General features: G+C 50.0%; 21 protein-coding genes and 1 pseudogene. 10 read left to right on the top strand and 12 right to left on the bottom strand.

Annotated elements, in window-relative coordinates:
• Positions 1–12 precede the first annotated feature (12 nt).
• The gene (locus ACJHX4_RS13180; protein WP_001295995.1) at positions 13–1,983 is read left to right on the top strand and encodes a TonB-dependent receptor plug domain-containing protein; all 1,971 of its coding nucleotides are present in this window, start codon (positions 13–15) and stop codon (positions 1,981–1,983) included.
• A gap of 49 nt (positions 1,984–2,032) precedes the next feature.
• Here ACJHX4_RS13180 and ACJHX4_RS13175 read toward each other — a convergent pair whose 3' ends face one another.
• A complete protein-coding gene (locus ACJHX4_RS13175) occupies positions 2,033–2,287 on the bottom strand; it encodes a GlsB/YeaQ/YmgE family stress response membrane protein (protein WP_000511315.1) in 255 nt (84 codons plus the stop codon).
• Between the two features lie 200 nt (positions 2,288–2,487).
• Between ACJHX4_RS13175 and ACJHX4_RS13170 the strand changes: the two genes are divergently transcribed.
• Positions 2,488–3,222: a flagellar brake protein gene (locus tag ACJHX4_RS13170; RefSeq protein ID WP_000020178.1), complete on the top strand. Its 735-nt coding sequence runs from the start codon at positions 2,488–2,490 to the stop codon at positions 3,220–3,222.
• Position 3,223: 1 nt separating this feature from the next.
• Here ACJHX4_RS13170 and emtA read toward each other — a convergent pair whose 3' ends face one another.
• Entirely contained in the window at positions 3,224–3,835 is a 612-nt protein-coding gene (gene emtA / locus ACJHX4_RS13165; protein WP_001295994.1) for a membrane-bound lytic murein transglycosylase EmtA, read from the bottom strand.
• Between the two features lie 99 nt (positions 3,836–3,934).
• Between emtA and ldcA the strand changes: the two genes are divergently transcribed.
• Positions 3,935–4,849 carry a muramoyltetrapeptide carboxypeptidase gene (gene ldcA, locus ACJHX4_RS13160; RefSeq protein ID WP_000051565.1) on the top strand — a complete coding sequence of 305 codons (915 nt, stop codon included), beginning with the start codon at positions 3,935–3,937 and terminating at the stop codon, positions 4,847–4,849.
• A gap of 94 nt (positions 4,850–4,943) precedes the next feature.
• Positions 4,944–6,680 (top strand): potassium/proton antiporter, encoded by a 1,737-nt coding sequence (locus tag ACJHX4_RS13155; RefSeq protein ID WP_000340206.1) that lies wholly within the window; start codon positions 4,944–4,946, stop codon positions 6,678–6,680.
• A gap of 56 nt (positions 6,681–6,736) precedes the next feature.
• Here ACJHX4_RS13155 and dadX read toward each other — a convergent pair whose 3' ends face one another.
• Both dadX and dadA read right to left on the bottom strand, forming a co-directional pair.
• Positions 6,737–7,807, bottom strand: coding sequence for a catabolic alanine racemase DadX (dadX, locus tag ACJHX4_RS13150; RefSeq protein WP_000197847.1), 1,071 nt, complete (start codon positions 7,805–7,807; stop codon positions 6,737–6,739).
• Between the two features lie 9 nt (positions 7,808–7,816).
• The gene (gene dadA, locus ACJHX4_RS13145) at positions 7,817–9,115 is read right to left on the bottom strand and encodes a D-amino acid dehydrogenase (RefSeq protein ID WP_001266905.1); all 1,299 of its coding nucleotides are present in this window, start codon (positions 9,113–9,115) and stop codon (positions 7,817–7,819) included.
• A 329-nt stretch (positions 9,116–9,444) separates the two neighbouring features.
• On the opposite strand from dadA, the gene ACJHX4_RS13140 reads away from it, so the two are divergent.
• Positions 9,445–10,977, top strand: a complete 1,533-nt coding sequence (locus ACJHX4_RS13140) for a SpoVR family protein (protein WP_000190854.1) — start codon at positions 9,445–9,447, stop codon at positions 10,975–10,977.
• Positions 10,978–11,028: 51 nt separating this feature from the next.
• Here the strand turns inward: ACJHX4_RS13140 and fadR are convergent, their stop codons facing one another.
• Positions 11,029–11,748: a fatty acid metabolism transcriptional regulator FadR gene (gene fadR / locus ACJHX4_RS13135; RefSeq protein WP_000234823.1), complete on the bottom strand. Its 720-nt coding sequence runs from the start codon at positions 11,746–11,748 to the stop codon at positions 11,029–11,031.
• 221 nt (positions 11,749–11,969) lie between these two features.
• On the opposite strand from fadR, the gene nhaB reads away from it, so the two are divergent.
• Together nhaB and dsbB are read left to right on the top strand one after the other, a co-directional pair.
• Positions 11,970–13,511 carry a Na(+)/H(+) antiporter NhaB gene (gene nhaB / locus ACJHX4_RS13130; RefSeq protein WP_000406413.1) on the top strand — a complete coding sequence of 514 codons (1,542 nt, stop codon included), beginning with the start codon at positions 11,970–11,972 and terminating at the stop codon, positions 13,509–13,511.
• Positions 13,512–13,656: 145 nt separating this feature from the next.
• Positions 13,657–14,187: a disulfide bond formation protein DsbB gene (gene dsbB / locus ACJHX4_RS13125; RefSeq protein WP_000943452.1), complete on the top strand. Its 531-nt coding sequence runs from the start codon at positions 13,657–13,659 to the stop codon at positions 14,185–14,187.
• A 44-nt stretch (positions 14,188–14,231) separates the two neighbouring features.
• Here dsbB and umuC read toward each other — a convergent pair whose 3' ends face one another.
• Together umuC and ACJHX4_RS13115 are read right to left on the bottom strand one after the other, a co-directional pair.
• Positions 14,232–15,500 carry a DNA polymerase V catalytic protein gene (gene umuC / locus ACJHX4_RS13120; RefSeq protein ID WP_000457596.1) on the bottom strand — a complete coding sequence of 423 codons (1,269 nt, stop codon included), beginning with the start codon at positions 15,498–15,500 and terminating at the stop codon, positions 14,232–14,234.
• The gene (locus ACJHX4_RS13115; protein WP_000897376.1) at positions 15,500–15,919 is read right to left on the bottom strand and encodes a translesion error-prone DNA polymerase V autoproteolytic subunit; all 420 of its coding nucleotides are present in this window, start codon (positions 15,917–15,919) and stop codon (positions 15,500–15,502) included. Before ACJHX4_RS13115 ends, umuC begins: the two co-directional genes overlap by 1 nt.
• A gap of 259 nt (positions 15,920–16,178) precedes the next feature.
• Here ACJHX4_RS13115 and hlyE point away from each other — a divergent pair.
• Positions 16,179–16,505, top strand: a pseudogene (hlyE, locus tag ACJHX4_RS13110) (hemolysin HlyE); the annotation flags it as partial.
• Between the two features lie 206 nt (positions 16,506–16,711).
• Here the strand turns inward: hlyE and ACJHX4_RS13105 are convergent.
• From ACJHX4_RS13105 to ACJHX4_RS13090, 4 genes are all read right to left on the bottom strand, one after another.
• Positions 16,712–17,158 (bottom strand): YcgN family cysteine cluster protein, encoded by a 447-nt coding sequence (locus tag ACJHX4_RS13105; protein ID WP_001339583.1) that lies wholly within the window; start codon positions 17,156–17,158, stop codon positions 16,712–16,714.
• 91 nt (positions 17,159–17,249) lie between these two features.
• Positions 17,250–17,909 (bottom strand): fumarylacetoacetate hydrolase family protein, encoded by a 660-nt coding sequence (locus ACJHX4_RS13100; protein ID WP_000284278.1) that lies wholly within the window; start codon positions 17,907–17,909, stop codon positions 17,250–17,252.
• A 71-nt stretch (positions 17,910–17,980) separates the two neighbouring features.
• Positions 17,981–18,274, bottom strand: coding sequence for a YcgL domain-containing protein (locus ACJHX4_RS13095; protein ID WP_001295992.1), 294 nt, complete (start codon positions 18,272–18,274; stop codon positions 17,981–17,983).
• 11 nt (positions 18,275–18,285) lie between these two features.
• On the bottom strand, positions 18,286–18,444 hold the full coding sequence (locus tag ACJHX4_RS13090; RefSeq protein WP_001295991.1) for a hypothetical protein: 159 nt from the start codon (positions 18,442–18,444) through the stop codon (positions 18,286–18,288).
• A gap of 70 nt (positions 18,445–18,514) precedes the next feature.
• Here ACJHX4_RS13090 and pliG point away from each other — a divergent pair, with 70 nt between their 5' ends.
• Entirely contained in the window at positions 18,515–18,916 is a 402-nt protein-coding gene (gene pliG, locus ACJHX4_RS13085; RefSeq protein WP_000693755.1) for a g-type lysoyme inhibitor PliG, read from the top strand.
• A gap of 102 nt (positions 18,917–19,018) precedes the next feature.
• On the opposite strand, the gene ACJHX4_RS13080 is transcribed toward pliG, so the two are convergent.
• Positions 19,019–19,387, bottom strand: a complete 369-nt coding sequence (locus tag ACJHX4_RS13080) for a YcgJ family protein (protein WP_001056851.1) — start codon at positions 19,385–19,387, stop codon at positions 19,019–19,021.
• 519 nt (positions 19,388–19,906) lie between these two features.
• On the opposite strand from ACJHX4_RS13080, the gene minC reads away from it, so the two are divergent.
• Positions 19,907–20,602 carry a septum site-determining protein MinC gene (minC, locus tag ACJHX4_RS13075; RefSeq protein ID WP_001295990.1) on the top strand — a complete coding sequence of 232 codons (696 nt, stop codon included), beginning with the start codon at positions 19,907–19,909 and terminating at the stop codon, positions 20,600–20,602.
• The last annotated feature ends 22 nt before the right edge of the window (positions 20,603–20,624 follow it).

Raw genomic sequence — 20,624 nt, 5'->3', positions numbered from 1 at the left:
GGAATTTATTCTATGAGACTCAAAAAACGTTATCTCTGCACAGCATTATCACTTGCCTTTACCCAGCAGGCCGTAGCGGCTCAGGAGAGTGACACGCTGACCGTATGGTCCAGTCCGGTATCATCAACGACGACCACCGTTCTCGATCAACCCACCATGAAGGCCCTGGATAAACAGAATGTCGCTCAGGCATTAAGTGTCGTCCCCGGCGTGGTGCTGCAAAAGTCAGGTAGCCGCAACGAAGAACAGGTCAAAGTTCGTGGCTTTGATAGTCGTCAGGTGCCGGTCTATTTCGACGGTGTGCCCATTTATGTTCCCTATGACGGCAACCTCGATCTGGCGCGGATTCTGACCAACAATTTGGGGGCAGTTGAAGTTTCCAAAGGGTATTCGTCGCTGCTTCAGGGGCCTAATCAGATGGGCGGAGCCATTAATATCACCACCCAGAAGCCAACAAAACCTCTGGAAGCAAGTCTGGGATATCGCCAGGGATGGAGCCGTAGCCAGGACAATGCCTACGATATGCATGCTTCATTTGCCGCCAGCAGCGATCTGGGGTATTTGCAAGTCAGCGGTAGCCAGCTAAAGCAGGATTTTCTCGGCCTGCCGCATGGTGTAAATAATGATATTGCAGGCAAACACGGCAAGATGATTAATTCATCGGCTGATGATAAACGCGGCATTGTGAAGCTCGGTTTTACACCACGCGAAAACGATGAATACACATTGACTTACATTAAGCAGGATGGTGAAAAAGATAACCCGCCATACAGTGGAAATAGTGGTCAGAAATCACGCTACTGGCAGTGGCCAGAGTATGACAAAGAAAGTTTTTATTATCAGGGAACGACCCAACTAAACGATCGTTTTACCCTGAAAAGTCGGCTGTATCGCGACACCTTTGAAAATACGCTAATGATGTACAACTCGCTGGCTGATTTGAAAAATAAAAAAGGCAGCTACAGCCATTATTCCGATTACAGCGACGGTGCCGGGTTACAACTGGCAGCCGATGTGCGTGAAAACGATCTGCTGTCGTTTGCCGTTAACTGGAAAGATGACGTACACCGGGAAAAAGGTGCGCCGCACGCCGCTTACGATCGCTATGAAGATCGTACCTGGTCGCTCGCCAGTGAATATCAATGGGCTGCTGCCGATAATGTCGATGTCGTGGCTGGAATCAGCTATGACTGGCGCGATAGCGTAGAAGCGAAAAAACATGAGAAAGATGGCAGTATCACCCATTATGACGACAACAATCAGTCAGCTTTTAACTGGCAGGTGATGGGGAAATACCACTTTGCCAATGAAGACACGCTGGCGCTTTCGTACTATGACCGCACACGCTTTCCGACGCTGAAAGAACGCTATACCACGTCCAAACCTGCGTATAACCAGATAGCGATTGTTAACCCGCAGCTCAAGCCGGAACGCGCGCGCGGGGTGGATTTAACCTGGAATGGTGCCTTCACGCACGACTGGGGATTTGAGGTCAGCGTTTACTATAACCGGGTGAGTGATGCCATCCTCTCGCACAATATCGATGCCGATACCATTCAAAATCAGAACAGCGGCACGGTGGATTACAGCGGTCTGGATGCCGGTATTAAGGGGAAAATCAGCAATATACTGGATGTAGGATTGAGCTACGCCCTGATCCACGCTGATGCCAAACGCAAAGACATCGGCAAGATAACCGATCTGCCAACGCAGACAATGACCGCATGGATGACTCTCAAACCGTGGGAGCCGTTAAGCGTAACGCTGTCGGAAGAGGCGCGTTCCTCCAGCTACAGCAACAGTGACGGTTCACAAAAAGCCGCCGGTTTTGCGGTGACTCACATTCGAGCCGATTACACCTTAGGTCATGGCTTCAGCGTTAATGCGTCGGTCAATAACCTGTTTGATACCAAATATGCCTACAGTGAAGGGTTTATTGAAGAAGGTCGCAATTTCTGGGCAGGTATCGAGTATACGTTCTGATGTGAAAGCGGATAGCGGCATCTGTATCGCTATCCGCCTTATGAAAATCTTATTCTCTTCGCAGGAGGCGGAATACGCCCAGCACCAGGATAGCGCCCACCACCGCCACCAGGAAGCTGTGCAAATTAAAACCGCTGATGGAGCCGCCAATGCCAAACATGGTCGCCAGCCAGCCGCCGACCACCGCACCGACTATCCCAAGAATACAGGTCAGGAAAAATCCACCACCATCTCGCCCCGGCATGATTAGCTTGGCGATAATGCCGGCTATCAGGCCAAAAATAATCCAGGCAATAATTCCCATGTTCAGGCCCTCGTTTCGATGAATCGGACGCAAGAAATGCTTACGTCAACGCTCTAAGTATAGGCAAGGGCGGGATCGATGCTGGGCATATGTCGGCTGATTTAAGAACAACATGTAAAAAATATTCGCGCATTTGTATTAAGTTTTGTTAACTGCGACCGATAAACCAAAGACAGTTTGTCAGTCAGGAGTTTTTCCGCGTGAGTCATTACCATGAGCAGTTCCTGAAACAAAATCCGTTAGCCGTCCTGGGCGTGTTACGCGATTTGAACAAAGCCGCAATTCCTTTGCGTATCAGCTGGAATGGCGGGCAGCTGATCAGCAAAATACTGGCAATAACTCCGGATAAACTGGTGCTGGATTTCGGCAGCCAGGCCGAAGACAACATCGCCGTGCTAAAGGCGCAGCACATTACCATTACCGCCGAAACTCAGGGTGCGAAAGTCGAGTTTACTGTTGAACAACTACAGCAGAGTGAATACTTGCAGCTTCCGGCATTTATTACCGTACCGCCTCCCACCTTATGGTTTGTACAACGACGCCGATATTTCCGCATCACCGCCCCACTCCATCCGCCTTATTTTTGCCAGACCAAACTGGCGGATAACAGTACGTTACGTTTCCGCCTGTATGATTTGTCGTTAGGCGGCATGGGCGCATTACTGGAAACAGCAAAGCCTGCCGAATTACACGAAGGCATGCGCTTCGCTCAGATTGAAGTCAACATGGGGCAATGGGGTGTTTTTCACTTTGACGCCCAGTTAATCTCCATCAGCGAGCGCAAAGTGATTGATGGCAAAAATGAAACCATCACCACTCCCCGTCTGAGCTTCCGTTTTCTTAACGTCAGCCCGACGGTGGAGCGGCAATTACAGCGGATTATTTTCTCTCTCGAGCGAGAAGCCCGGAAAAAAGCGGACAATGTGCGTGACTGATTTACATCGCGTCCAGTGCCTGCTCAAGTTTGTAGATATAGCGCGGAGCCTGCGGCGCAGGATGATTTCGCGCTACGTGATCGAGGAACTCATCAGCATCCAGATCGTTGATTTTGCTGATCGCCTTTTTCCGATCTGACGAGAAAGTCCGTAGCAGCGCACCTGCCCCGTTAGCGTATGACACCACCAGCGCATATTGCAGTACCTTCGGATCTTCAATGCCTGCCAGCGGGCCGGTTTCCAGAATATTCAGGTAAGCCGCTCCCATTGAAATATTACGCTCCGGATTTTTCAGCTCGCTGGTCGTCGGCTCACCGCTCCAGCCCATACGACGATATACATCACGTCCGGAGGTTGAAGCTTTTATCTGCATCAAACCAATGGCATTCGATTTACTCACCGCGTTCGGATTACCACCCGATTCGATAGCGATAATCGCCGTGATCAATTGTGGATCGACGCCCCAGGCTGCACCGGCTTTCTGGCTTATTGGCATCCACTGCATCGCACGTTGCACCGGAACTTTCGCGTTCCACGGCGGGTTCGTATAGTCATGCTTTGATGAACAACCCGCTAATAACACAATCAAAAAGGCAAACCATCTCAATTTCACTTCTTCTATCCTTATAGCCTGGAATCGCCGTTGAGGTGACAACGGCACACCTAAGCGGCATGATATACATTTCGTTTCTGTTGTCAGCAAGGAATTGCCATGTCTCTGTTTCACTTAATTGCCCCATCGGGTTACTGCATTAAACAGCACGCCGCGCTGCGTGGTATCCAGCGCCTTACCGACGCGGGGCATCAGGTCAATAACGTCGAGGTTATTGCCCGTCGTTGTGAGCGTTTTGCGGGTACGGAAACGGAGCGTCTGGAAGATCTCAATTCTCTTGCCAGACTGACTACCCCCAACACCATCGTGCTGGCTGTACGCGGCGGTTACGGTGCCAGTCGTTTACTGGCAGATATTGACTGGCAGGCACTGGTGGCTCGCCAACAACATGACCCGTTACTCATTTGCGGACATAGCGATTTTACCGCCATTCAGTGCGGTCTTCTGGCGCAAGGCAATGTCATCACCTTTAGCGGCCCCATGCTGGTAGCAAACTTTGGCGCGGATGAACTAAATGCCTTTACCGAGCACCACTTCTGGCTGGCGTTACGCAATAAAACGTTCACCATTGAATGGCAAGGGGAAGGCCCGACATGTCAGACCGAAGGCACGCTGTGGGGAGGCAATCTTGCGATGCTGATTTCACTGATTGGTACACCGTGGATGCCAAAAATTGAGAACGGTATTCTGGTGCTGGAAGATATTAACGAGCACCCTTTCCGCGTCGAACGCATGCTGTTGCAGCTCTATCATGCTGGAATTTTGCCACGTCAGAAGGCGATTATTCTCGGTAGCTTTAGCGGCAGCACACCTAATGATTATGACGCAGGTTACAACCTGGAGTCAGTGTACGCGTTTTTGCGTTCCCGCCTGTCGATTCCACTCATTACCGGCCTCGATTTTGGTCATGAACAACGCACGGTTACGCTGCCGTTGGGCGCACATGCCATTCTGAATAACACCGAGGAAGGCACTCAGTTGACGATTAGCGGTCATCCTGTTCTTAAAATGTAAAAAAATCACGCTTCAGGGCTAAGTAAAACGCTGTCTCTGCCGCTAATATGGTAGGGTTTATATCAGAGACAGCGTAATCAGGAGTAACCGACCGTTGGATGCCACAACAATAATTAGCCTTTTCATCTTAGGATCCATCCTTGTCACCAGCAGTATATTACTTAGTTCATTTTCTTCCCGTCTTGGCATTCCTATTCTGGTTATTTTTCTGGCGATCGGCATGTTGGCGGGGGTTGATGGCGTCGGCGGTATCCCGTTTGATAATTACCCCTTCGCCTACATGGTAAGTAACCTGGCGCTGGCGATTATTTTGCTCGACGGCGGGATGCGCACTCAGGCCAGTTCCTTTCGTGTGGCGTTAGGACCGGCACTGTCGCTGGCGACGCTGGGCGTACTTATCACCTCTGGTTTAACCGGCATGATGGCGGCGTGGCTGTTTAATCTTGATTTGATTGAAGGATTATTAATCGGCGCTATCGTCGGCTCCACCGATGCTGCAGCGGTCTTTTCTCTGCTGGGTGGTAAGGGGCTTAACGAACGTGTTGGCTCGACGCTGGAAATTGAATCCGGCAGTAATGATCCAATGGCGGTCTTTCTGACGATTACTCTGATTGCGATGATCCAGCAGCATGAAAGCAGTGTCAGCTGGATGTTCGTGGTCGATATTCTGCAGCAATTTGGCCTCGGGATTGTCATCGGGCTTGGCGGTGGTTATTTACTGCTGCAAATGATTAATCGCATCGCCCTGCCCGCCGGATTATATCCATTGCTGGCATTAAGCGGCGGTATTTTAATTTTTGCTTTAACCACGGCGCTGGAAGGCAGCGGTATTCTGGCTGTTTATCTGTGCGGTTTTCTGCTGGGTAATCGGCCGATTCGCAACCGCTACGGCATCCTGCAAAATTTCGACGGCCTCGCCTGGCTGGCGCAAATCGCCATGTTCCTGGTGCTGGGGCTATTGGTTAACCCAAGCGATCTGCTGCCTATTGCCATTCCGGCGCTCATTTTGTCCGCATGGATGATTTTCTTCGCCCGTCCTCTTTCGGTATTTGCCGGATTGCTACCGTTCCGTGGCTTCAATCTGCGTGAGCGCGTGTTTATCAGCTGGGTAGGATTACGCGGCGCGGTGCCGATTATTCTGGCTGTGTTCCCGATGATGGCGGGGCTGGAGAATGCGCGACTGTTCTTTAATGTCGCCTTCTTTGTGGTTCTGGTTTCACTGCTATTGCAGGGAACATCACTCTCGTGGGCGGCGAAAAAAGCCAAAGTGGTCGTTCCGCCAGTGGGACGTCCGGTGTCACGCGTTGGCCTGGATATTCATCCGGAAAATCCGTGGGAGCAGTTTGTTTATCAATTGAGTGCCGATAAATGGTGCGTGGGCGCGGCACTGCGTGATTTGCATATGCCAAAAGAGACGCGTATTGCGGCACTGTTTCGTGATAACCAGTTGCTTCATCCCACCGGCAGCACCCGACTGCGCGAAGGCGATGTGTTGTGTGTAATTGGTCGGGAACGCGATCTCCCGGCGCTCGGTAAACTGTTCAGCCAGTCGCCGCCGGTCGCGCTGGATCAACGCTTCTTTGGTGACTTCATTCTCGAAGCCAGCGCCAAATATGCTGATGTGGCGCTGATATATGGTCTGGAAGACGGGCGAGAATATCGCGATAAGCAGCAAACGCTGGGTGAAATCGTCCAGCAGTTGTTAGGCGCGGCACCGGTTGTCGGTGACCAGGTAGAGTTTGCCGGGATGATCTGGACGGTGGCCGAGAAAGAAGATAATGAAGTGTTGAAGATTGGTGTTCGGGTAGCGGAGGAAGAAGCCGAATCTTAAGTTTAATGTGTTTCGTAACGCTGGATACGACGCTGGTCGCATCCAGCGATAACAAGTTACACCGTCACAACCGGGACGCGTAACGCCAGCGCGCACATCAACTCATAGCCTACCGTTCCGGCAGCGGCGGCGACATCATCAATTTTGATCTCCTTGCCCCACAGCTCAACTGGCGTACCAATACCCGCTTGCGGGCAAGGCGTTAAATCGACCGCCAGCATATCCATCGAGACTGTCCCCACCGTCATGGTGCGAACGCCGTCCACTAAAACAGGGGTACCGGTAGGCGCGTGGCGCGGATAACCGTCGGCGTATCCTGCGGCGACAATGCCGATTCGCTGTTCATCGCGCGCAGTATAGCGACCGCCGTAGCCCACACGCTCGCCCGCTTTTAGCGTCTGGACACCAATAATCTCACTGCTTAGCGTCATCACCGGACGTAATCCGGTATTGGCGATATCACGCCACTGACCGGACGGCGAAGCACCATACAAAATAATGCCAGGCCGAACCCAGTCAAAATGCGCTTCCTGGTGCCACAGAGTCGCCGCCGAATTAGACAACGAACGCCGACACTCCAGCCCTTCCGCCGCCTGCTCAATACGCGCCATCGCGCTGGAAATTCCATCAGGATGTTCCGCTTCGGCAAAATGCGACATCAGGGTCATTTCGCCAACATTCGCCATCGCCCGCAACTGCTGCCAGACGGTAAGCACGCGATCGGGCTGGAAGCCCAACCGATTCATCCCACTGTTCACTTTAAGATAAATATCCAACGGTGCTTTTAGCCGCGCATTTTGCAGTGCTTTGAGCTGCCAGTTGCTGTGTACGCAGGTGGTCAGGCGGTGCTGGTCATAAATCTCCAGATCCTGAGCATGGAAAAATCCTTCCAGCATCAGGATCGGTCCTTTCCAGCCGCGCTCACGTAACGTTATTGCCTCTTCCAGGTTAAGCAATGCAAAGCCATCGGTAGCCCCGAGCGCGCTCCAGATACGCTCAATACCGTGCCCGTAAGCGTTCGCTTTTACCACCGACCAGACGCGCGCGTGCGGCGCGGCCTGGCGGACAATGGACAGATTCTGTTTTAATGCCTGCAGATCGAGGCTGGCCTGTATCGGACGGGTCATCTCGTTTCCTTAGCTGTGTGCGCCATGTAAATGGCCCGGGCGTGATGGCGTAAATCCACGGCTGTAGCGCGCTACGCTTAGAGCTTCATACGGGATCGCTGGCGTGCGCCCCGAGAGCAGATCGCTTAACAACTGACCGGAACCGCAAGCCATCGTCCAGCCGAGCGTGCCGTGACCGGTATTCAACCACAGATTTTTAAAGCGTGTACGCCCGACAACCGGCGTGCCGTCTGGCGTCATCGGGCGCAGGCCAGTCCAGAAAGCCGCCTGATCAACATGACCGCCGCGTGGATAGAGATCGCGAACCACCATCTCCAGCGTTTCACGACGCGGTTGCAACAGCTCGGTGTTAAAACCAACAATTTCCGCCATTCCGCCGACACGAATGCGGTTATCGAAACGGGTAATGGCGATTTTGTAGGTTTCATCAAGAATAGTGGATACCGGCGCACCATCTTCCTGCGCAATTGGAATGGTCAGCGAGTAGCCTTTCAGCGGATACACCGGAATATCAACAATGCCTTTGAGCATCGCCGTCGAGTAAGAACCAAACGCCATCACATACGCATCGGCCTTAATCACTTCATCACCACACTTCACGCCGTAGATTTGCTCGCCGTCGCAAAGCAGTTGGTCAACGGGCGTATTAAAGCGGAATTTAACCCCCGCCTGCTCCGCCATCCGCGCCAGATTCTGGGTAAACAGCTGGCAGTCTCCGGTTTCATCATTGGGCAGTTGCAGGCCGCCCGTCAGTTTGTGCGCTACTTCTGCCAACGCGGGCTCCACTTCCGCCAGGCGGCTGGATTCCAGCAGCTGATACGGTACGCCAGCATCTTCCAGCACGGCGATATCGCGGGTCGCGTTTTCATACTGTTGTTCGGTACGGAACAGTTGCAGCGTCCCACCCTGACGCCCTTCATACTGAATATTGGTTTCGGCGCGCAATGCTTTCAGGCAATCACGGCTGTATTCCGCCAGACGTACCATCCGCCCTTTGTTTTCCATGTAGTGGCTGGTGTCGCAGTTACGTAACATTTGCCACATCCATTTCAACTGGAACTGCGTACCGTCGAGACGAACCGCCAGCGGCGCATGGCGCTGGAACATCCATTTAATCGCTTTTAAAGGCACACCTGGTGCCGCCCACGGTGCAGCATATCCGGGGGAGATTTGCCCGGCATTCGCGGCACTGGTTTCCAGGGCGGCCCCCGGCTCCCGATCAATGACGGTGACCTCATGTCCTGCCTGATTTAAGTACCAGGCGCTGGCAACGCCTACCACACCACTTCCCAGTATGACAACTCGCATAGCCACTCCGATAACGGTAGATACAGTAAAAGAATAATAATCTAATTACATCTTGATAACTCAGTTGAAAATATTATTCAACATACGGCTTTTTTATGGTGAGCTGGCTCACATCTCCCTGACTCTGCGGCAATATGGCGTCTTTAGTATCTCCTGCTGAACGCCCTTTTTATCCAGCATAAAATTCCGTTCAGAAGCGGATTAGTGGCACTCTGATAATAAGAAATCGCAAAGAAAAAAATTCTCCGGCGACGCGGTTTTTAACAGGTGTTCTATGCTTGAAATGAGGTGCTCCACACAGAGAGCGCCGACAACAATGAGGTGCGCGTATGGCGACGATCGATTCTATGAATAAGGACACCACACGTTTGAGCGATGGACCCGACTGGACGTTCGACCTGCTGGATGTTTATCTGGCAGAGATAGACCGGGTGGCGAAACTCTACCGGCTGGATACCTACCCGCACCAGATTGAAGTGATAACCTCAGAACAGATGATGGATGCTTACTCCAGCGTCGGCATGCCAATTAACTATCCGCACTGGTCATTCGGTAAAAAGTTTATCGAGACTGAACGGCTGTATAAGCACGGTCAGCAAGGACTGGCCTATGAAATCGTCATTAACTCTAACCCGTGTATCGCTTACCTGATGGAAGAGAACACCATTACCATGCAAGCGTTGGTGATGGCTCATGCCTGCTATGGGCATAACTCTTTCTTCAAAAACAATTACTTATTCCGTAGCTGGACCGACGCCAGTTCGATTGTCGATTATCTGATTTTTGCCCGTAAATATATTACCGAGTGCGAAGAACGTTATGGCGTTGATGAAGTAGAACGGCTTCTGGACTCGTGCCACGCGCTGATGAACTACGGCGTGGACCGGTACAAACGCCCGCAAAAAATCTCGCTGCAAGAAGAGAAAGCCCGGCAGAAGAGTCGCGAAGAGTATCTGCAAAGTCAGGTCAATATGCTCTGGCGTACCCTGCCGAAGCGCGAGGAAGAGAAAACGGTTGCTGAAGCGCGCCGCTATCCGTCCGAACCACAAGAAAACCTGCTCTATTTTATGGAGAAAAATGCGCCACTGCTGGAATCATGGCAGCGTGAAATCCTGCGTATTGTGCGTAAGGTGAGCCAGTATTTTTATCCGCAAAAACAGACTCAGGTGATGAACGAAGGCTGGGCGACCTTCTGGCACTACACCATCCTTAACCATCTGTATGATGAAGGGAAAGTAACGGAACGTTTTATGCTGGAGTTTTTGCACAGCCACACCAATGTGGTCTTCCAGCCGCCCTATAACAGCCCGTGGTACAGCGGCATCAACCCATATGCCCTCGGGTTCGCCATGTTCCAGGATATTAAACGGATTTGTCAGTCGCCGACGGAAGAAGACAAATACTGGTTCCCGGATATCGCCGGTTCCGACTGGCTGGAAACGCTGCATTTCGCGATGCGTGATTTCAAAGATGAGAGTTTTATCAGCCAGTTCCTGTCACCGAAAGTGATGCGTGATTTCCGCTTCTTCACCGTGCTGGATGATGATCGACATAATTATCTGGAGATTTCCGCTATTCATAATGAAGAAGGTTATCGGGAAATCCGTAACCGGTTATCGTCGCAATATAACTTAAGTAATCTGGAGCCGAATATTCAGATCTGGAACGTGGATTTGCGCGGTGACCGTTCGCTGACGCTGCGTTACATTCCACATAATCGCGCACCGCTGGATCGGGGGCGCAAAGAAGTGCTGAAGCATGTGCATCGCCTGTGGGGATTTGATGTGATGCTGGAACAGCAAAACGAAGACGGCAGCATCGAGTTGCTGGAACGTTGCCCGCCGAGAATGGGAAATCTGTAAAAACAACGAAAAACCCCTCGTTTGAGGGGTTTGCTTTTTAAACGGAAGGGATTATCGTCCCTGAATGGCTAAATCACCCGGCAGATTTTTCTGCATCCGGTGCCAAATCTCGCCACTCTCATGCCCATAGCGACGCACTGTTTCATATACCTGATCGTGTGCGCCTTCACTGCACAACGCCGACAGTTTGTGATAGAAGCCCAGCGCCAGACTGCGCGCTTCCGGATTGGCGAAATAGTGACGACCAATGCGCGTATACAGCCCTTTCATCCCGTTAAGGATCAGACCGTAAATCGGGTTGCCGGAAGCAAACGCCAGGCCGCGGAAAATGTTGTAATCCAGCTCGGCAAAGGCGTCGGCGTGATCGGCCACTTCATTAGCGGTTGCCAGCACTTCCTGCGCTTTATCGGGATGTTGACGAAACGCGGTGCGAATAAAAATAGTTGAAATATTGGTACGCACCGACAGCAAATTATCAATAAGCTGCGGCACACTTTCGTGGTCCAGTCGCGCCAGTGTTTCAAGGATATTTAAACCAGAGGTTTCCCAGAAATTATTCACCTTCGTCGGCTTGCCGTGTTGAATGGTCAACCAGCCATCTCGTGCCAGACGTTGTAACACTTCACGTAACGTAGTACGCGTTACGCCAATTAATTCTGAAAGTTCACGTTCTGCGGGCAAAATAGTCCCGGGAGGGAAGCGGTTATTCCAGATACTTTCAATAATGTACTCTTCCGCGAAACCCGCCGGGCTTTGCGCCTTAATGACCATAGTGAGATTTCCATAACACAGCAAAACAAAGTTGGACTCATCATACCAGAGGGCTAACTACGCTGATAGAAGACAAAAAGAAGAAAAAAGGGATCAAGGCTTCATTTTCTGCATCTCTTTCCCCTTGACTATCAAGACTTGCCTCACTCCTGTCTGACCGTTAAGCTTTGCGTTTAAACATAAAAACATCATTGATTATTTCTAAGGTAAGGGAAACCATCATGGAGATCTCCTGGGGCCGCGCACTATGGCGCAATTTTTTGGGCCAGTCCCCCGACTGGTACAAACTCGCCCTCATCATTTTCTTAATCGTAAATCCGTTAATTTTCCTCATCAGCCCTTTCGTCGCTGGCTGGTTGCTGGTAGCGGAATTTATTTTCACTCTGGCGATGGCCCTGAAATGCTACCCGCTGCTCCCCGGTGGTCTGTTGGCTATCGAAGCGGTATTCATCGGCATGACCAGCGCGGAACATGTTCGTGAAGAAGTGGCGGCAAATCTTGAAGTCTTGCTGTTACTGATGTTTATGGTGGCGGGTATCTATTTTATGAAACAGCTGTTGTTGTTCATATTTACCCGTTTGCTGTTAAGCATTCGCTCCAAAATGCTGCTGTCGCTCTCTTTTTGCGTGGCGGCGGCGCTCCTCTCCGCGTTCCTCGATGCCTTAACCGTCGTGGCGGTGGTGATCAGCGTTGCAGTCGGTTTTTATGGTATTTATCACCGCGTAGCCTCTTCCCGTACTGAAGATACCGACCTGCAAGACGATAGTCATATCGACAAGCATTACAAAGTGGTTCTGGAACAGTTCCGTGGCTTTCTGCGTAGTCTGATGATGCATGCCGGTGTCGGCACCGCATTAGGCGGCGTGATGACCATGGTGGGCGAACCACAGAACCTGATCATCGCTAAAGCGGCTGGCTGGCATTTTGGCGATTTCTTCCTGCGCATGTCGCCGGTGACCGTCCCGGTTCTGATTTGTGGCCTGTTAACCTGCCTGCTGGTAGAGAAGCTGCGTTGGTTTGGCTACGGTGAAACGCTGCCGGAGAAAGTCCGCGAAGTACTGCAACAGTTTGACGATCAAAGCCGCAACCAGCGTACCCGTCAGGATAAAATCCGTCTGATTGTCCAGGCGATTATCGGCGTCTGGCTGGTGACTGCGCTGGCACTGCATCTGGCGGAAGTTGGTTTGATTGGTTTGTCAGTCATTATTCTGGCGACATCATTGACCGGTGTTACCGATGAACATGCTATCGGTAAAGCCTTCACCGAATCTCTGCCATTCACCGCACTGTTGACGGTGTTTTTCTCAGTAGTCGCGGTGATTATCGACCAACAACTGTTTTCGCCGATTATTCAGTTTGTGTTGCAGGCATCTGAACATGCTCAGCTGTCGTTGTTCTATATTTTCAACGGTCTGCTGTCATCCATTTCGGATAACGTCTTCGTGGGGACGATTTATATCAACGAAGCGAAAGCGGCAATGGAAAGTGGCGCTATCACGTTGAAGCAATATGAGCTGCTGGCGGTCGCCATTAATACCGGTACCAATCTGCCCTCCGTCGCTACGCCGAACGGTCAGGCTGCGTTCCTGTTCCTGCTGACCTCTGCACTCGCGCCATTGATTCGTCTCTCTTATGGCCGCATGGTGTGGATGGCCCTGCCTTACACCCTCGTACTGACGGTTGCCGGGTTACTCTGCGTCGAGTTTACGCTTGCTCCTGTAACCGAATGGTTTATGCAAATGGGCTGGATAGCAACGCTTTGATAACAACTTACCGGGCATATAAATGCCCGGTTTGCCTTTTCGCCCGATAATTGTCCAATTGCGTCCTATTTTTGCTGCCTCCTGGTGGCGCAGCGAATGAATTGGTTTAAACTGCGCACTCTATGCATATTGCAGGGAAATGATTATGTTGCGATTTTTGAACCAATGTTCACAAGGCCGGGGCGCATGGCTGTTGATGGCGTTTACTGCTCTGGCACTGGAACTGACGGCGCTGTGGTTCCAGCATGTGATGTTACTGAAACCTTGCGTGCTCTGTATTTATGAACGCTGCGCGTTATTCGGCGTTCTGGGTGCTGCGCTGATTGGCGCGATCGCCCCGAAAACTCCGCTGCGTTATGTAGCGATGGTTATCTGGTTGTATAGTGCGTTCCGCGGTGTGCAGTTAACTTACGAGCACACCATGCTTCAGCTCTATCCTTCGCCGTTTGCGACCTGTGATTTTATGGCTCGTTTCCCGGAATGGCTGCCGCTGGATAAATGGGTGCCGCAAGTGTTTGTCGCCTCTGGCGATTGCGCCGAGCGTCAGTGGGAATTTTTAGGTCTGGAAATGCCGCAGTGGCTGCTCGGTATTTTTATCGCTTACCTGATTGTCGCGGTGCTGGTGGTGATTTCCCAGCCGTTTAAAGCGAAAAAACGTGACCTGTTCGGTCGCTAATCCATTCGGCGCTCCTGCGGGAGCGCTTTTTCCTGCCGCTATGTTTATTTGACCCGCAGTAAATCAGAACTTCGCGTTGTATAACATGGTGAAAGCATGGCACGCTTCATCTGCCATTGTTGCTGGATCCCCTGCCCGGCAAAATAGAGTGTTCCTCTGCCCTCTTTAGCATTCAGCGTATCCATTACCGCCATCAATTGCTCACTCCCGGGGCGTGGTGCGTTGTCATCGAATAAATTGAGCTGCGCGACTCCCTGACTGAAGAAATCCCCCAGCATCACGCCCGCTTTTTGGTAGCGATGGCCCGCTTGCCAGATGGCATCCAGAGATCGCGTAGCGGCGTTAATGATATCCCTGCTGTCCTGAGTGGGCGTCAGCAGTTTTACCGATGCGCTATTGCCGTAATAAGGTTCATTGAACGCAAATGGTGACGTCTTAATAAACGTGGAGATAAACCGACAATATTGATGCTCGCTGCGAAGTTTTTCCGCCGCCCGGGCAGCGTAACTACAAATGGCCTGCCGCATCGACGGATAATCCGTGATGCGTTCACCAAACGAGCGGGAACAGATAATTTCCTGCTTCGTCGGTGCAAACTCTTCCAGTTGCAAACAGGGTTCACCGCGCAGTTCACGCACCGTTCTTTCGAGCACGACATTAAAATGTTTACGGATAAACCGGATATCTGAATCTGCCAAATCTAGAACGGTTTTGATCCCCATCGCGTCCAGTTTTTTGCTGATCCGCCGTCCAATCCCCCAGACTTCATCCACGGGGAGAGCAGACATTAATTTACGCTGGCGTTCCAGATTTGATAAATCCACCACCCCACCCGTCTGCCGCTGCCATTTTTTTGCCGCATGATTGGCAAGCTTAGCCAGCGTTTTGGTCTGGGCGATCCCCACACCAACAGTAAGATGGGTACGTTGTAGCACCGTTGCGCGAATTTCTCTGCCAAAATCAGTCAGATCGCGACAATTATGCACACCTGTCAGATCGCAGAATGCCTCATCAATACTGTAAATCTCGACGCGGGGCGATAGTTCTTCCAGCGTCGACATCACCCGATTACTCATGTCTGCGTAAAGCTCATAATTGCTGCTAAAGCAAACCACGCCACAGCGACGAAACAGATCTTTTTGTTTGAACCAGGGATCGCCCATTTTAACGCCCAGCGCCTTTGCCTCAGCGTTTCGGGCGATAACGCAACCGTCATTATTCGATAGCACAACCACCGGTTTACCCCATAAATCAGGGCGAAACACCGTCTCACAGCTGGCATAAAACGCGTTTACATCACAGAGGGCAAACATCAGCGCATCGCCTTAACGACGTGGATCACCACACCAAAGACATCCAGCGTATCTTCGCTACTGATGGTAATGGGCGAGTACGCACTGTTCATAGGAATAAGCTGTACCGTCGGGCGTAGTTGCAATTTTTTCACCGTAAACTCGCCGTCAACAGCAGCGATGATAATATCACCATGGCTGGCGGTAATAGCGCTATCGACAATCAGTAAATCACCGTCACTAATCCCACCATCAATCATAGAATCACCACTTGCTTTGACGAAATAAGTCGCGCTGGGATGCTGGATCAACAGTTGATTCAGATCGATGCGCTGTTCAACGTAATCTGCGGCCGGTGAAGGAAAGCCACACTGAACAAGATCGCTAAATAGCGGAAAAGTCACAATTTCGCGGAGATCCGCAGGCTTGATAAACAACATAATAATCTGCCTGAAGTTATACTGTTTTTATATACAGTAGTCTGTTCTTGTCAGCAGATCAATACTGATTCAGGCTATCAATATTTGTCGCTGCATAGACTGCTGATTTTTCGTTCTCTTATCCTGTGCTCACGCGGCCTTCTGGCGACAGCGTCCATCCAGCAGAAAGGAAAAATATCACCTGGTTTAAAATAGAATCGAAGCATTCGCCCAGAAAGGCATTCTCATTAAGGTACTGGATGACGGCATCAAGAAACTGTGTTCTATTGCTGCGGGCGTAGTTGAAGGGAAACTGATTCCAGAATTGAAGAACAAGTTAAAATCTGTGCAGAGTTTCTTTACCACCCTGTCTAACACGGTTAAACAAGCGAATAAAGATATCGATGCCGCCAAATTGAAATTAACCACCGAAATAGCCGCCATCGGGGAGATAAAAACGGAAACTGAAACAGCCAGATTCTACGTTGATTATGATGATTTAATGCTTTCTTTACTAAAAGAAGCGGCCCAAAAAATGATTAACACCTGTAATGAGTATCAGAAAAGACACGGTAAGAAGACACTCTTTGAGATACCTGAAGTCTGATAAGCGATTATTCTCTCTATGTACTCAAGGTATAAAATTTATCACATTTAAAAATACAGACGTTTTTTAAAGATTGAGAGTTACCTGTTGATAATAAAGTATCGGGTAACTCTCATTATGACAGAGCGCTTTCAAAAACAGGGCTACGAAATGGCGAGCATCCAGACGTATATTAAGAAAGCCCCCATCAACATCTATTAAATTTATCACTGCGCCCAGTCAGGTTTATTTAAGATATGATCCTGCCAGTCAATCACTTCTGATTCTTTCACTGCGATATGACGCACAGAGATACGTTCACCATGCATTGCCGCTTTCGAACCAGTAAGTAGCGGATGCCACGCAGGTAAACCTTTACCTTCCGCCAGCAAACGATAAGCGCAGGTCATTGGCAGCCATTCGAATGTTGGCAGATTTTCACGGGTTAATTTAATGCAGTCGGGTTCAAACTCGAAACGACGTTCGTAGTTCCGACATTGACAGGTTTTAATATTGAGCTGGCGACAGGCGACGTTAGTGAAGTAGATTTCGTCGGTGTCTTCATCCATCAGTTTATGCAGGCAACACTGACCGCAACCATCACACAACGACTCCCATTCTGCATCGCTCATTTCGTCCAGGGTTTTACTTTGCCAGAAAGGTACATCGCTCATCAGGTGTTCCGCCATTACGTTAAAACGCACCTTATAACCAGTCTGGCACAGCGATGCAAGTTTTGCCGCCGCTTTCAGGCGGCAAAAAGTATTACAAAACGCGAGTTGTCAAAGAATGCCCATCGAAAGTGACTGTCAGCTCATCACCGCTTTGCAACGGGCCGACACCATCAGGCGTGCCTGTCAGCACAACGTCACCGACCTTGAGGGTAAAAAACTTGCTCATATAAGCGATCAGCGGAACGATTTTATGGATCATGTCCGCAGTCGTACCTTGCTGGCGTTGCTCGCCGTTTACGCTCAGGCCCAGCGTTGTATTTTGCGGGTCGCCGGTAAATTCCGCCGCGGGAATAAACCCGGAAAGCGGACAAGAGTTATCAAACGCTTTGGCCTTTTCCCACGGCTGCCCGGCTTTCTTCATTTTTCCCTGAACATCACGCAATGTCAGATCGAGCGCCACGCCGTAACCGGCAATGGCTTTGCGGACATGCTCTTCCGTAGCCTGACGCAGCGTCGCGCCAATCAACACCGCCAGTTCGACTTCATGATGAACTGAACCGAAATCGGATGGGATCGCCAATGGCTGCCGCAGATCGCACAGTGCCGTTTCTGGTTTAATAAACAGCACTGGCTCTTCGGGTACTGCGCTGCCCATCTCTTTAATATGTTTGGCATAGTTACTGCCAACACAGACTACTTTACTCACCGGATAATCCAGCAGCGCACCTTGCCAGTTGTGATGTTGATACATAACGTTCCCCTCACCTTATCGTGGATATGAAAACCCGCGCCGACAAAGATAATGCCACCGCCGGATATCGGTTATTTGTTAGTGTCGTCTGTTTTCTGCCCCATGACGGAAAGATGTTGCTTCAGCAAATCTTCGGGTGGTGGCGGTAACTGCAAATAGTAACCTTGCTCGGTTAATGCCTGTTTAACCTTTTCAATATCGGCATTGACCAGTTTCTTCCGCCCATCCAGCGGAAGAATCATCGCTAACTGAGGCTGACCAAAACCTTTCATCAGTTCCTCAGGAACACGCGAAAAATCGTCTTTTTTTTCGACATATAAATAGGTCTGGTCACGTTTGCTGCTTCGATAAATCACACAAAACATACTTTTACTCTTTAAGATGCCAGGTTTTGGCATAAGCTAACATCAATGAAACCCGCGCCACAAGCCAGCCAGCTGTAGATTTCTACGGTTTGTTCAGTCCATGCCCCCTTTATAAGTAATCCCCCGGCAAAAATGCCGCGCCAGGATTTAACCGAACACAGGAAAGCCACTGGAATTCTCCCGTGAAGGATTGTTATATTATAACAGTTCATCGTACTCATTCTGAACAGGAGACTACCAATGAAAATTAAGGGCATCAGTAAGGCTGTATTGTTGCTTGCACTGCTAACTTCCACGAGCTTTGCTGCGGGTAAGAATGTCAATGTTGAGTTCAGAAAAGGCCATAGCAGCGCTCAGTACTCCGGCGAAATAAAGGGATACGATTACGATACATATACCTTCTATGCCAAAAAAGGTCAGAAAGTGCATGTGAGTATCTCTAATGAAGGCGCTGATACTTACCTCTTCGGGCCAGGAATCGATGATTCTGTTGATTTATCCAGATATTCCCCAGAACTCGATAGTCACGGACAATACTCACTCCCTGCTTCTGGCAAATATGAGCTGCGAGTGCTGCAAACCCGAAACGACGCCCGTAAAAACAAAACTAAAAAATATAACGTCGATATTCAAATTAAGTAAATGTCAACCGACGGGGACTCTCCCCGTCATAAACGTTAACGCCACACTCCTCTCTGTCGCTTAAGAGGTTAATGACGAATAGAACATAATGTAAACAAGACATCACTCACGACACATAAATAACATCTTTGTGGTGGTTTGATTGATTTTTCCACTCCGCTTACCATCCACACCAAAATAACGATCATCACGACATAATTTTTCTTTAACATCGCAAAATACACCGTTAGAGAATGTAAATTCGCTGGGATCGTAGCCTTGTAATGATTGTAAGTTTTCAGCGGCTTTTTCGCCGAGATATTTCCTTGTTAACTCTGGGGAAATGCCATCTGAACTCACACAAATATACGGGTCGCAAACAACGCCACACGCAGGAGATTGAAGCCCGCCAGCGTCATTTCCAGACGCCATTGATGAGAACATCATCCCCACACCTGACAATCCGATATAAAAAATACGCATCATATTCATAGCACATCCTGATAATCCAACCGTACAACACTTATGCTCATTTCATCATCAATCCGTAATCAAAACCGCTGACCTGGACGAGTTACGATGACCTGACAGAAGTATCAGACGTCTTCTGCGGTTTCTATGATAGAGCAATTCTGCGGCGGATATTAAGATAACGGGTATCTGTTCTTTAATGATGCTGCAAAAAATGGAAAGTTAAGAAAGCCTGGCGTGGTGAAAAAATACACTCGCCTCAATACTGGATATTTAAACAGGTCTGAAGATGCTGTCACGATTAGGGTGCGGAAAAAGGAAGCGTAAATAAGAACAATCAAAAGTACGACGGCAATGGGTTGATTGACAAGGGTATTTTTTAAGCTATGAATCAACGCCATTTATCACAGAATAGACTTTTACTCTGAATAAATGGGAGGGTGACTTGCCTCAATATAATCCAGACTATAACATGCCTTATAGTCTTCGGAACATCATCGCGCGCTGGCGATGATTAATAGCTAATTGAGTAAGGCCAGGATGTCAAACACGCCAATCGAGCTTAAAGGCAGTAGCTTCACTTTATCTGTGGTTCATCTGCATGAGGCAGAACCTAAGGTTATCCATCAGGCGCTGGAAGACAAAATCGCTCAGGCCCCCGCATTTTTAAAACATGCCCCCGTTGTACTCAACGTCAGTGCACTGGAAGACCCGGTAAACTGGTCGGCGATGCATAAGGCGGTTTCGGCAACTGGTTTGCGGGTTATTGGCGTAAGTGGCTGCAAAGATGCGCAACTTAAAGCCGAAATTGAAAAGATGGGGCTGCCTATCCTGACGGAAGGAAAGGAAAAATCGCCGCGTCCAGCCCCCGCACCGCAGGCTCCAGCGCAAAATACAACGCCGGTCACAAAAACGCGTTTAATTGATACCCCAGTGCGTTCCGGTCAGCGTATTTATGCTCCACAATGTGATCTGATTGTTACAAGCCACGTTAGCGCAGGGGCCGAATTGATTGCCGATGGTAACATTCATGTCTATGGCATGATGCGCGGTCGTGCGCTGGCAGGGGCAAGTGGTGACCGGGAAACGCAAATATTTTGTACGAACCTGATGGCGGAACTGGTGTCCATCGCAGGTGAATACTGGCTGAGTGATCAAATCCCAGCAGAATTTTATGGCAAAGCGGCACGACTGCAGTTAGTCGAAAACGCTTTGACCGTTCAACCGTTAAATTGATCCCTTTTTAACAAGGAATTTC

This window comes from Escherichia sp. WS2035, assembly GCF_046487065.1.
In the GTDB taxonomy this organism is placed as follows: domain Bacteria; phylum Pseudomonadota; class Gammaproteobacteria; order Enterobacterales; family Enterobacteriaceae; genus Escherichia; species Escherichia coli.
This window is presented reverse-complemented; position numbering and strand designations above follow the sequence as displayed.